Origin of the sequence: Bacillus kalamii (assembly GCF_047238185.1) — a bacterium.
Classification (GTDB): Bacteria; Bacillota; Bacilli; order Bacillales; family DSM-1321; genus Bacillus_AD.
Map to the genome: position 1 here is coordinate 2,693,973 of NZ_JBDFMI010000001.1, position 12,642 is coordinate 2,706,614.

15 protein-coding genes are annotated in these 12,642 nt (G+C 38.5%); 10 read left to right on the forward strand and 5 right to left on the reverse strand.

Translation table 11 applies throughout. The annotated features are described in order from the left end of the window. Nucleotides 1-329 precede the first annotated feature (329 nt). Nucleotides 330-1,589 (forward strand): VanW family protein, encoded by a 1,260-nt coding sequence (locus tag ABC357_RS13385; RefSeq protein WP_412887991.1) that lies wholly within the window; start codon nucleotides 330-332, stop codon nucleotides 1,587-1,589. Between the two features lie 46 nt (nucleotides 1,590-1,635). Here the strand turns inward: ABC357_RS13385 and ABC357_RS13390 are convergent, their stop codons facing one another. Then, complete coding sequence (locus ABC357_RS13390) at nucleotides 1,636-2,166, reverse strand: YceI family protein (RefSeq protein WP_412887992.1); 531 nt, start codon at nucleotides 2,164-2,166, stop codon at nucleotides 1,636-1,638. Nucleotides 2,167-2,302: 136 nt separating this feature from the next. Between ABC357_RS13390 and ABC357_RS13395 the strand changes: the two genes are divergently transcribed. Further along, nucleotides 2,303-2,731 carry a pyridoxamine 5'-phosphate oxidase family protein gene (locus ABC357_RS13395; RefSeq protein ID WP_412887993.1) on the forward strand — a complete coding sequence of 143 codons (429 nt, stop codon included), beginning with the start codon at nucleotides 2,303-2,305 and terminating at the stop codon, nucleotides 2,729-2,731. A gap of 50 nt (nucleotides 2,732-2,781) precedes the next feature. Beyond that, on the forward strand, nucleotides 2,782-3,165 hold the full coding sequence (locus tag ABC357_RS13400; protein ID WP_412887994.1) for a DoxX family protein: 384 nt from the start codon (nucleotides 2,782-2,784) through the stop codon (nucleotides 3,163-3,165). Nucleotides 3,166-3,974: 809 nt separating this feature from the next. Here ABC357_RS13400 and ABC357_RS13405 read toward each other — a convergent pair. Beyond that, nucleotides 3,975-4,535 carry a PepSY domain-containing protein gene (locus ABC357_RS13405; RefSeq protein ID WP_412887995.1) on the reverse strand — a complete coding sequence of 187 codons (561 nt, stop codon included), beginning with the start codon at nucleotides 4,533-4,535 and terminating at the stop codon, nucleotides 3,975-3,977. A 142-nt stretch (nucleotides 4,536-4,677) separates the two neighbouring features. On the opposite strand from ABC357_RS13405, the gene ABC357_RS13410 reads away from it, so the two are divergent. The 6 genes from ABC357_RS13410 to ABC357_RS13435 all read left to right on the forward strand — a co-directional run bounded on the left by ABC357_RS13410 (nucleotide 4,678) and on the right by ABC357_RS13435 (nucleotide 9,749). After that, the gene (locus ABC357_RS13410; RefSeq protein WP_412887996.1) at nucleotides 4,678-5,052 is read left to right on the forward strand and encodes a DUF4181 domain-containing protein; all 375 of its coding nucleotides are present in this window, start codon (nucleotides 4,678-4,680) and stop codon (nucleotides 5,050-5,052) included. Nucleotides 5,053-5,696: 644 nt separating this feature from the next. Beyond that, nucleotides 5,697-6,065 carry a DUF4181 domain-containing protein gene (locus ABC357_RS13415; protein WP_412887997.1) on the forward strand — a complete coding sequence of 123 codons (369 nt, stop codon included), beginning with the start codon at nucleotides 5,697-5,699 and terminating at the stop codon, nucleotides 6,063-6,065. A gap of 526 nt (nucleotides 6,066-6,591) precedes the next feature. Next, nucleotides 6,592-6,999, forward strand: coding sequence for a MarR family winged helix-turn-helix transcriptional regulator (locus ABC357_RS13420; protein WP_412887998.1), 408 nt, complete (start codon nucleotides 6,592-6,594; stop codon nucleotides 6,997-6,999). A gap of 120 nt (nucleotides 7,000-7,119) precedes the next feature. Then, nucleotides 7,120-8,379, forward strand: a complete 1,260-nt coding sequence (locus ABC357_RS13425; RefSeq protein ID WP_412887999.1) for an alcohol acetyltransferase — start codon at nucleotides 7,120-7,122, stop codon at nucleotides 8,377-8,379. Further along, complete coding sequence (locus ABC357_RS13430; RefSeq protein WP_412888000.1) at nucleotides 8,376-9,053, forward strand: DUF6320 domain-containing protein; 678 nt, start codon at nucleotides 8,376-8,378, stop codon at nucleotides 9,051-9,053. The genes ABC357_RS13425 and ABC357_RS13430 overlap by 4 nt, the downstream gene beginning before the upstream one ends. 111 nt (nucleotides 9,054-9,164) lie before the next feature. Further along, nucleotides 9,165-9,749, forward strand: coding sequence for a lipoprotein BA_5634 family protein (locus ABC357_RS13435; protein WP_412888001.1), 585 nt, complete (start codon nucleotides 9,165-9,167; stop codon nucleotides 9,747-9,749). A gap of 68 nt (nucleotides 9,750-9,817) precedes the next feature. On the opposite strand, the gene ABC357_RS13440 is transcribed toward ABC357_RS13435, so the two are convergent. Continuing rightward, a complete protein-coding gene (locus tag ABC357_RS13440) occupies nucleotides 9,818-10,114 on the reverse strand; it encodes a DUF5983 family protein (protein ID WP_412888002.1) in 297 nt (98 codons plus the stop codon). Between the two features lie 267 nt (nucleotides 10,115-10,381). Here ABC357_RS13440 and ABC357_RS13445 point away from each other — a divergent pair, with 267 nt between their 5' ends. Continuing rightward, nucleotides 10,382-10,837, forward strand: a complete 456-nt coding sequence (locus tag ABC357_RS13445; protein ID WP_412888003.1) for a helix-turn-helix domain-containing protein — start codon at nucleotides 10,382-10,384, stop codon at nucleotides 10,835-10,837. A 179-nt stretch (nucleotides 10,838-11,016) separates the two neighbouring features. On the opposite strand, the gene ABC357_RS13450 is transcribed toward ABC357_RS13445, so the two are convergent. Further along, nucleotides 11,017-11,913: an aminoglycoside phosphotransferase family protein gene (locus tag ABC357_RS13450; RefSeq protein WP_412888004.1), complete on the reverse strand. Its 897-nt coding sequence runs from the start codon at nucleotides 11,911-11,913 to the stop codon at nucleotides 11,017-11,019. Nucleotides 11,914-12,047: 134 nt separating this feature from the next. Continuing rightward, entirely contained in the window at nucleotides 12,048-12,578 is a 531-nt protein-coding gene (locus ABC357_RS13455; protein WP_412888005.1) for a GrpB family protein, read from the reverse strand. Nucleotides 12,579-12,642: the final 64 nt, after the last annotated feature.

Consider the following 12,642-nt stretch of genomic DNA (forward strand, 5'->3'; position numbering starts at 1 on the left):
AAGGAGCGGAGGAATCAAAGTCACTCTCCGACATAAGAGTGGCTTTTGCTTACGTTCTAGGGGACAAACACTAATAGCTTACTCAATAAATAACAAAAGTCCCGATGACATTGCTTTCACCGGGACTTTCCACTTATTTGTTTGTTGACACCAAAGAAATCATACAGTTAACAGTATTTGAAAAATTATGGTACACTAGAAAGTACAAAAGTTTTGTAATAAAAAAATAAAAATTGTAATACTATTGTAATAATTGGTCTGTTCCACTACACTTAACTAGTAACTATGTTACTGGTAATTTACTATTATTGGAGGAATTCTATATAATTATGAAAAAGAAATACATTTGGATAATCGCTTCTCTGGTCATTGTGTTGGCTGCCGCGGGATCAATATATGCATACATATATAATACCGCTAATAAATATAGCCATGCTTTTTATCCCAATGTGAAAGTGGAAGGCAAGGACTTAACCAATCAAACAAAAAAAGAAGCTGAAAAAACATTGGCCGGCGTGACAGCCAAGCATGACCAAAACAAAATTACAGTTAATGTCCAGAACCAGCCTTTCCAGACAACATTAAAAAATATCGGCGTTCAATACGATACAGATAAAATACTCAATGCAGCCTATTCCTACGGCAAAGATAAGAGTTTACTAGACCGTTATAAATTGGTGAAGGATGCCAAAGGAAAAGAATATTCGCTGTCCTATACGATAAATGAAGAATTGTTGAACAAATGGATTTCCGGCATAGAAGAACAGATAAAAACACAGCCTAAAAATGCAAGCATTTTCATCCGAAATGGAAATGTATCCATTAAAAATGATTCAAAAGGGCAACAAATCAACCAAGAACAACTGCGCAAGCAGCTACTCGCAGCCCTTAATAAGAACGATAAAAATGATATTGCCGTAAAGGCAGAATTGAAGCCGATCGCGGCAAAAATCACAAAAGAAAAACTGGAAACAGTCCATAACCTCATCGGCACATTTACTACCCATTACACAACCGGCGCCAGTGAGCTGAACAGAAACCTGAATATAAAGATTGCTGCCCAGACAATTGATTCCTACTTATTGATGCCAGGCGAGAGCTTCAGTTTTAATAAGTATGTGGGTGATACAACCGCTGATAAGGGCTATAAAGCGGCCGGCACATATGTAGGCGGAAAAGTAGTCGACAGTTACGGCGGCGGGGTATGCCAAGTCAGCACAACCTTATATAACGCAATCATTAAAGCGGGAATAGAACCGGATGTAAGATCCAACCATAGTATGACAGTCGGCTATGTGCCTGTCGGCCAGGATGCAGCGATTGCTTATCCTTATAAAGATTTGAAATTCACTAATCCATATTCCTTCCCTGTCTATATTGAAGGGACAGTCGGGCCTGGAACATTAACGTTTAACGTTTATTCATCCGGCAAAGCAAAACCCGAAGATATTGATTATCGTTTGGACAGCTCAGTTGTCAGCCAAACAAGCGGCGGAACAAAAAGTGTCACTTATTTAGAAACGATAAAAAACGGCAAGGTTGCAGGCCGAAAAGTAATCAGCAGAGATAGCTACTTAGCACATAAATAAAGCGGAAATGAAAAGCTCCAGCCTAGCATTGGTTGGGGTTTTTTTATCATAGTGTCCTATCCTCAATGGCCTGTATAGCAATAGTTATCTCCACTTCATCTCCCAGCATCATCCCCCCTGTTTCCAAAGCCGCATTATACGTAAGCCCGTAATCGCTCCTTTTGATGACCCCAGATCCACTTATCCCTATTTTGGCAGTTCCATGTACATCCTTTGCCTTTCCTTCATATTTCATTTGAAACGTTTCCTGCTTTGTTACACCATGAATCGATAATTCTCCTGTTACCGCATACTGGTAACTGCCTTTTGCCTTTATTTCAAGCGATGTAAAATGCATGTTCGGAAATGCAACGGCATCAAAAAAATCGGAAGACATTAAATGCGCATCACGTTTTTCATTACGTGTATCAATTGATTTTACATCGACCGACAAATCGATTTCAGCCGTTGTCCAGTCCTCCGGGTCCAATTCCAGAGTAGAAGGCTTCATCAGAAATGTCCCTCGGACTTTGCTGATCATCATATGCTTAATCGAAAACTCCAGATAACTATGCTTCGTATCTATACTATATATCAAATGGACTCCTCCCCTTTCATCTCATTTTATTCCTAATACCACACTCCTATGAAAACTAACATCCACAGCTTCCTATGTTTAAGAAAAGAATGGAGAAGGGAAGAAAAAAAGAAATACGAATAAGGAGATGGATAGAATGACAAAAGACCAAGCCGTACAAAAATTATCAGCTATATTGGAAGACTCACGAGTAGGTGTGCTTTCTTCAGTGAAACAAAATAAGCCAAAAGCGAGATATATGACTTTTTTCAACGATGGCAGCACCTTATACACGCCTACAAGTGCGGATACATGCAAGGTGGATGAATTGGAAAAGAATCCTTCCGTCCATGTAATTGTCGGCTACGAAGGTGAAGGCTTTGGGGACGCCTATGTAGAAATAGAAGGCCATGCAACAATCAGCGAAAATCAATCCTTGAAGGAAAAAATGTGGGATGATTCATTTAAAGCCATGTTTACCGGAGATAACGACCCTGATTATGTCATTTTGGAGATCAAACCGGCACAAATGACCATCAATAATCGTAAACAACAGTTGGAGCCAGAAATAATCTCCTTCCAATGACAGGAAATTCATTGGAAGCACTATACTTTATCCAGACTAGGAGATAAACAATGAAAACAATAACCAGGGTTTTATATAGCTTTCTTATGACGGGAGCGGGTATCATGCATTTCCTTAAGAGAGAAAATTTTAAGCGCATCATGCCGCCAGTAATCCCTTTTCGTTCCTTCTTCGTATTATTTACAGGAGTATGCGAAATATTGGCAGGGATTGCTCTGCTCTTCAATATCTTCAGGAAGAGCGCCAGCGTGTTGCTGGAAGTTTTCCTCGTGCTTATTTTCCCTGTCAATATGTATATGGCCATCAAAAAGATGCCTTTACGCCCTGGAGATAAAGCGCACCCTGTAGCACTTTGGCTGCGTCTGCCCCTTCAATTGCCGTTAATAAGCGGGGCTCGCAGCTGGAGAAAGGAAAAAAATCAATCACCACAATAAAAATCTAAAAAACTTTATAAAAAAGGTTAGATTATTTGATATCCGGGTATATATAAGTGACGAGGTTAATAGATACCTCGCCAAGAAACACATACAGGTGGTTGGTTGCTCAGATGAGAATGCTATTGAAAGAAAAGGTAGATTCCATCTGGTAAATCATCATACTGGCGATGCGGTAGCCGAACTTCCACACAGGGTCAAACATTCTGGGAATTGAGTATAAAAGCGCACCGCCAAATATGAAAAGTCCCTTTCCAATCATAACAGCCTATGTAATTCAAGTTTTGCGAACAATGATAAATCAGCCCAATGTCCATTCGGGGTACGCAAACGCTTTGGATACATGACATGGACTTGATTGATTCAACGTTACAGGCCTTTGATAGGCTGACGGTGAAAGCGGACAACAACTGAATAGTGTGCAGCAAGGCAATTACAACAATCTCACTTTTCTATTAAGAAAAGGAAAGAGCAACCAAACCGCCTATATTACTAATCAATTAACAGGATCTTTAACAGATCCTGTTTTTATGTACAATTACCGCATATGGAATACTTTTATGATAGAATGGGCTGCTTTCTGGACAAAGAGTTAAGGTCCTTTAACGTCAATGAATAACAACCCTGGGTAAGCAAAAGATATTAGTACATGATTATCTGTAGCCCTTAAGACTCTAAGATATGCGCCCATTACCTGATTCTCTTTCTGCAATGGGAAACCCTCAATTGATATTCAGCTAAATCTTCATATAAACAAACTTAAGACATGATTAAAGGGCTTGTGGCATTGCACAAGCCCTTTATCCTATTTAATCATCTTTTCCCATAGATATAATATGTCCATCCTTGGCATCGACCTTTACTTCATCTTCTTTGCCCCCGGATTTGTGCACATCGACTTCATAATAGGTAGGCCCGTTTTTGCGCTCTATTTTCCATTTTGTTGCTTTTCCGTCCGCTTTATCAGTTGCTTTTTCCATCGCTTCTTTTGGGCTAATAATTCCGGTAAGCTCAATTTTGGATTGTTCGCGGTCTTTTTTTATTTTATCGTCGTCTAATTTATCGGTTTTATTCTTTATGATTTTTTTTGAATTGGCATCTATACCGATCTTTGTTTTTTCTGTATCTGTCATCATTTCAACTTTATAGGCATATTTTTGGTTTTCCTTTTCCAACTCCAGCTTTGTTACATCTCCATCTCCTTTTTCACGCGCTATATGTAAGGCTTCCTTTGCGGAAACCTTGAATTGGCTTTTTTCCAAGTCTTTCCCTTGATTGGATGATTCATCTCCCCCGGCTTGCTGGGTAGAGCATCCAGCTAAACCAATTAGCAAAATAAGTCCGGTTAACACTGTTCCTGTTTTTTTCATTGCGTTCATCCCCTTCCCACGTTCTAATACCACTACAGAAAGAGTGATAAACAAATGAACTTTCCCTTAAAAACAATATTATCCACAATGTGATAAAATTAGCAAATATTACAACATTTAAAGAGAGGCAGGCCTTCCTTACATGACATTACTCTTCGAGCTCATTTTTCTTTTTAGTATGTATCTTGCAATTGATATCTATCTCCGTAAGAAAAACAAGACGGATATAAAACGTTCTTTTTTGCGTAAACGGAACAGCGACCGCCATAAAGTGTTTAAAATGATTGAGTATTCCTATATATCTTTGTTTATTGTCTTTATCTTTCTTTCTGTTATTAAATGGGGTTATCCCCCTGTTTATTTTTCTTTATCTCTTTACCTAGCAGTATTATATGCATTCCTCGGGTTTGAAGAATGGAGATGCCGATTTTCCGATAAAGAATATATTCATTACTGGCTAGGCAGCTTTTTTATGTTCATTTTTTATTTTCGCCTTATTTTTTATAAATATTTATAAAATGGTTTAACAATAGTACGTAAGGGTATAGAACAATATCAGGAGAAGTAATTTCCTGAATGGTACACTCCGCGGTGGCCGGTTGCTTGTTTGAGAGTATGCAAGAATGTCTCAGCAAGTTTATGAAAAAAATGATTTATGAATTACGACATATGAATATCGCTATTCAAGTGGACTTAAAAATAGGCTGTTTGAAAGAAGATGTCTTTCATCAGATATGTAGGTACACAAAGTACAAAGCACCTGAAAGTGGTATTCAATTCTGCTTGGCAACAGCCCGGCAGCCTGTTCAATCATTTTCAAGCACATATAGATGTTTTTTATTTGCCCTTTCATGAATTGAAAATGACAAAGCACGATGTTATGTTAGTTGTTACCATTACCCCTGCTTTTCAGAAGAAAAGTGTATAGCAACCAGCCGCCATTTATGAAATGATTTGATTGATCTTTTGCTCAGTAAGATAAAAAGAAAAAGAGGAGCACTCCGATGCTCCTCTTTTTCTTTTTATAAAATCCTTCTTTTTTGCCCATACTATTGACGGATTCGCTCTTCTAATTTATTGGCCCGGCATCATATATTAATACTATCCGTGCTGGCCTTATCAACATAATAATCCCACTTTAATGCAAAGGAGGATTTATCGATGTCTGCAATCATAGCTATATTTATGCTAACGGTCATTTATTTGATTATAGAAACGATTATTCAAAGCCATCATCCCCATTCTGAATCAAAAACAAATCATCCCTTTTCCGATCGCCATACATGTTTCCTCATTTTAGAAGCGTGCATGCTTGCCATTTATCTGCTAAGCGCCCTATTTTTATTCACTGCCCAGGATCCGGCTTTCGCTATCGACTTGCTCGTCCTGTTCCTCTTCTCCATTTTTATCATAAGGGGCATCGAGGAATGGATGTATAAAAAAGCGGAAAAAGAATATATCCATTCATTCATAGGAGCATCCTACTTCTTAACGGCTTTTCTGATCCTTTCCTTTCTTAATTTCGTCTAAAGAGGCATACCTGGCTAATCATAAGCGGGTATGCCTTTTATACTGACCCCGCACAAATATATGAAACCCTATTATTGTTCAGTGAATCACAATGTTTTGTTGACTCACTCCTTCCTTGATTTTATGATGAAAGTAGACGTATTTTTCTGCCATCGTTAAATCCCAGCATTGAAGGAGGAGCAACATGATTAAAAGGATTGCATCCGACACAGGAGATTTCTGTCTGCTCCCACTAATAGCGAAGAACGCATTTTAGATCGAATACAGCAAAGGTGATCCAGTGTAAGCCTTCTTGTACTGCACTCCTAAAAGAAGGGTACAAATTCACCTCTTGGGGTGTTTATTTATGGAGATTAAATAAAAGTTAAGCGCCCAGATGGAACTAAAATAACCTGAAGGATCGCACCATGCCATTGCTTTCTCCTTAACTGAAAGAAAACATTGCTTCCTTACGCAACCATGTGCGATTATAATGAAAATACATAAATAGTTTAATGACTAAATCAGTTTTAAAGGGTGATCCTATATGAATAAACCGTCTGAAGATATGGTCCAGCGCTTATTGGTGAAATTTTTCGAAATACAGGACAAGTCAGCCAAATTCATGTCTGGCTTGACCGCGGATGCACATATATCCAAAAACCTGATGCTTCTTATATTCCTCTTACGACTGTATCGACAAATGAAAATAACGGAAATAGCCGATGCTTTTATGCTGACACCCGGTGCAGCCACAAATATGTGCGATAAGCTTGAAGATTTGGGTTTTGCCGAACGGATTAGAATGAAGGATGACCGGCGTGTTGTCAGAATGTCGCTAACCAAAAAAGGAGAACAAAAAGTAGAAGCCATCTTCTCCAAATTTACAAACGAAGAATTGGAGCAGCTGACAGCAACTTTAGGAAAAATAAGTACCCTTTTCGGAAAACTATAAGCCATCAAAAAAAAGATTATGAATAAAATAATCTTTTTTTATTGACTATTCATTTTATTATTAATAAATTATTATTATTAAATGTTTTAGTTATTAAAATAGTTTAAAAGGGGTACTGCTATGAATACATGGCACAAATTAGACAATGCGGCCAAGCTTTTTCCTGCTGTCAAGGCAGACCATAATTCCTCTACCTTTAGAGTTTCAATGATTATGAAAGAGACCGTTCAAAGAGATATGCTTCAGGCAGCGGCAAGCATGGCCATAAAACGGTTCCCGATGCTCGCAGTTGAAATGAAGAAAGGAACATTTTGGAACTACCTTGATGAACCAAAAAGGACCATTCAGATTGAAAAGGAAGAAAACTATCCTTGTTATCCTGTTACAAACGGAAGCTTGCTGAGAATCATCTATTTCCATAAAAGGATTTCGTTGGAGATTTTCCATGGGCTCACCGATGGCGCAGGAGCTGTGGAATTCCTAAAAACAGTAGCCTATTCATATTTAAAAATGCTTGGACATCACATAGAGCATGAAAATCTAATCCTGCTGCCGGAAGACTTTCCGGATAAAGAAGAATATGAAGACAGTTATACATTATACTTCAGGCCAGAATCAACCAACCGTATAATGGAACCGAAATCTTTTCAGATAACAGGTACTCCAATAGAACCATTCGGGAATAATGTCATCCATGGTGTTGTAAGTGCATCCAAGCTCAATGAATATGCAAAGAGCAAAGGGGCTACTATTACGGGTTACTTGACAGCGATTCTTATTCGCAGCATCTATATGGAATACGCAAAAAATCAAAAGTCTGACCGAAAAGTGATGATTGCTGTTCCGGTCAGTTTAAGGAAAAGCTTCCCATCGAAAACAATCCGCAATTTTTTCAGTGTTATGAATATAGGCACCGAACTAACCGAACAGACTTCTTTTGATACTCTATTAATGGAAGTTATGAAACAACTAACGGAAAAAACGAACAAAAAGGCACTTGAACAATCTGTCTCTCCTAACGTACGGCTTGAGAAAGAATTATGGATCCGATTCATCCCCCTTTTTATAAAACATACGTTTTTACGGTACAGCTTCGAGCATTTTGGGGATAGCAGAAAAACTCTAACTTTATCCAACCTTGGCAAAATCAACCTTCCTAGAGATATGGGCAAGCATATCGAGCGCATGGAAGCTGTCGTGTATCCTACTGCAAAAAGCCCGATCAACTGCGGGATATGCTCGATAAATGATAAACTTACCATCACTTTTACAAGAAGGATTATGGAAACAGATGCAATCAAGCATTTTTTTCGCAGCTTGGCAGACCAAACTGGATTGCGCATTGAAATCTACTCCAATGAATGGGGGATCAAACAATGACTCTTTGTCCGCATTGCCATGTTTACATCGATGAACACCTTGATAGATGCCCGCTTTGCCTGAAGGGAATGCCAGCCTGCCAAAAGAAAGAAGGATGCGCTCCCCTTTACCCGGAATATCGGATAAAACCGGCCAACCACAGTGTCGTTGTAAAAATATGGCTCTTTTTATCCATTATCTCCTGCAGCATTAGTTTCTTGGTAAACATGCTGACATTGGAAACCAAACCTATTTTTTGGTGTATATATGTGATTTCAATCGTTCTGTATGCATGGCTGTTGATTCGCCATACATTCCTATCAAAGCGTAATGCTGGTGAAAAAATTGTTGTACAGACTATAGGGTCCTCACTGCTTTTATTCATCATCGACCTAAATTCAGGGTACGAAAAATGGTCAGTTAACATTGTCATACCTGTCATTATCATGGTAAGCATTGTGTGCCTCGCCATTTTTATGGCATACAAGCATCATAATTGGAAGGCATACCTCAATTGGGCTATCGTGGACATCATACTTGGATTTTTCCCTCTTCTACTGTTTGCGGTCAGACTTTCAGACGTATTTTGGACAAGTGCTGTATCAGCATTATTCTCTATTTTGGCGATTACAGGACTTATTATTTTTGCAGAAAAACGTTTTAAAGCAGAGGTAATTCGCCGTTTCCATTTGTAGGATGATAGGTATGACAGCATATTAATTGCCTATATGTTCCTTATTAGTACCATAACGACTGTTTTTCTTATACAATGAAAAGGAATTCTACTAAAAGGTTGGATAAATTGAATGAAACAAATGAAATGGATGCCGTTCATACTTCTTCTCCTATTACTATTATCAGCATGCAGCTTTTCAAAAGATAAGGATAATAGTGTTCTTCTTTATGGAAATGAGGCAGATGCCGATGCAGCCACTGATCCCTATCAATCGAAATTACAAAGTCAATCGCTTTATCATGTAAAGGAAACAAGTCTGGACGGGTTGAAGATTATCGTTATAAATAAAACGACCTCCCTTCAAATCATGGATCAAAAACTGTTCCATAAAGAAAACGACCCGGACACATCGGCCACATTGCCTAAATTGGAACAGCTTGATGACAAACACTCCATACTTTTGTCGCCGTCCAAATACAAGCAGCCTGTAAGCGCCCATTTCCGTATGACTGACATTATTTACGGCGGGAATATTATGGTGGGGACTGACAATTACTTCAGTGATGCCATTTTGATTGTTGAAGACAGTATGTATGATGCAGCGGAGGGCAAAGAAAAATCTCTTTCCTTTATGAAATTCCATAAAATGAAAGATGCCAAGAAGGCGTATCAGGATATAAAAGGCATAATGAAGAAAAAAATGTCTGTGGACTAATATGCGGATGTGAAAAAGGCCGGAAGAGATCACGTTTAACTCTTCCGGCTATTTGTTATCCAACAACTTTAATATTGGTTCAATTCTTCTATAATATCCCCTTCATGGTCGATTAACAGCCATTTACATTGATGTCTAATGGCATAGTTGATCACATCAAAGAATTCGACCGGAATCTTCCTTTTCTCCTCTAATTCTTCTGTAACGATTCTCTCATTGAGTGGAATGAACCAGCCATCATCCTCTTTAGGAAAAACTGAGAAATCCATCTGGCCATCATGAGTCAATTTAGCTTGCTTATCCAACCAATCTTTTGTTTCCTTTGTGACGTGGGCACTAGATAAAGTAAGTATTTTTTCTACCATGTTCATTCTCCTCCTTTTAATAGCCGGACAAACTACTTATGTATATGTTTTTTGTTTGCCTGTATCTTTTAATACCCACACAATTATTTTAATATACTAAAAAAGGATCAGAAATATGGCTTTTTTATGACAACTAATGTAAATAAGGATTAACAATGAATCCATGGCGACAAAGATTCAATGTATTCCAAAAGGGCTATTGTTTTCCAAGCAATGAAAGAGTATTATTACACTAAAAAAAACTTTCGTTCCTATAGGGGTGCCATTATGGATAAAGAGGACATTATTCAGCTGATTTCAGCCAAGGCAAGGCTAATCAGGCATGAAAAAGGATACACGCAGGAAAAGATGGCGGAGGTATTGGGCATATCCAAAAAGACACTCGTCCAGATAGAAAAAAATAGAAGTCAAGCAACATGGACTTGCATAATTGCCATTTGTTCATTATTCCGCGATTCTGAAATCGTACAATCCGCTTTGGGAGAAGATCCGTTGGAAGTGATCGAGACACTTGCACATGAAAGGATTGTCACTCCTAAGGAAAAAACGATGGGCGGAAAAGTCTGGTGGAAAAAGCTTAAAACAGAAAAAGAGTTTACATTGCAGCAAAACATGATCAGCCAGCATTATCGAATCATCGATTCAGAAAACAACAGATGGTTCAGTTCATTCGATAAAGAGGAAGCTTACCTGTACTTTGACGAATTATTGGAGAATGAATAATGATTAACCCTTTTAGCCGGATATCTTGCACATATTTAAAAACCGAATAGACAGAGCTGTCCTTCTGTTTATTCGGTCTCGCAGATCCTTTATCGCGCTCTATCAGTTTTCTTGTGCAGTCTAAACCGCTCACCCATTCAACATGTAAGGTTCCACCCTGTTCAGGTTGATGTTCCCCCTCACTTGTACCAAGCGGGTATGATTTCTGTAAAACCGCCATGATCCTTAATGACTTCCAGTGAATTTTTGTACAGCAATTCATACTGATCCTTCCCCATTTTCAATCCCCAAACAAGGGCAGAAACGATATGGATCGCACTGTACAATGTATATAGCTGCCAAAAGGAAGCATCTATTTTTTCATTTCCATGATAGCCATCAATGATCCCCTTGGCCAATTCAATACTAACAGGTTTTGAAAAGAAACCAATTTTTTGAAGATCATGGATCGGATCACCCCAATCCATGCGCTGAAAGTCGATAAAACCGGCAAATTTCCCATTATGTATAATCAAATTCGATGGTGTGATATCATCATGCTGAAAGGTATTGGGACGGTCTTTCATATGCCCCTCATGTTCAGAAATATAAGATTGCAGCATGTCCTTCAATGATTGGTCGACATCCATATTTCGCAATTCTGCCAAGTAACGCCCGACTTTTTCTGTTTTAGCTGTATGCCAGGATGGAAAACCATCCGGTGCGGGCAGCTTGTGGAGCTTTTTTAATTCTTTGCCGGCATCGACACCTACTTCATATTGAGAATCCGGTTGAAGATAGCCGAGCGCCTCTTCCCCGTCCCCTCCTGGAAGGTATTCCAGAATCATATATCCTTTTTGGGGATTTTCTATCACATTCATTTCCAATGCTCTAGGAACAAAATCAGAATAGACATTTAACCTGCCAATCGTCTCAAACTCTTCTGCTCTTTTTGCATACTCTTCCAATGGAAATATACGCAGTAAATAAGCTTCATCTATTACATATTTTTCATCGAATGAAAAGCCCTTCGACAGCTTTCTTATGGAAGTTGTTTTTCTTATATAATCACTTTGTACATCCAAGGCTGTATACATGCTTCTCTCTCCTATTCTATTATTCTAAAGAATTCAACCGTTTTTTCACAAAACTGTATTATATATATTAATCATAGTAACAAGTAAAGGCTATTATCAATTAAGAAATTGAGGCGAACTTTTAGCGCGCATTCTTATTCAACTCTTTTACTGAATATATCTGTAACAAAGGCTTCTTTATAATCTGTATAAGCGATGATGCCTGTAGTCGCCCTGTTGGCATAATCCATCTTCAACTCGGCATATGCCAAGCGTGCCTGTTTATTTGCATTCAAGTAATCCCTAAAAAAGAGAAGATTCTTCCATAGCTCTTTACCGTATTCAACAAGATGGATATAATGTGTCTTCACTTCATACGACGGATCTTTGAACTTTGCGAATACAATTTCATTTGGCCTCTTCACCTTTAGCCTATGGAATCCGATGATCTTAAATTGCTTAACCAGATTATCGTCCATCATATCCAGGCTCTCTACAGCCACCAACAAATCAATAATCGGCTTTGATGGCATCCCTTTTATCGCTGTACTGCCGATATGCTCTATATAGGCTTCCTTTATTCCTGTACTGCTTTGTATTTCATCTTTCGTTTTTGCAAACTCATCCTTCCATGCTTCGGAGAAAGACACTAATCTCACTTCGTCATTGCCAAGTCCCAATTCCATGCGGCCCATTCCCTCCTCTTTCATTGTTCTTTCTGCATGGTTTCTCAATAATCCTTCATTTATT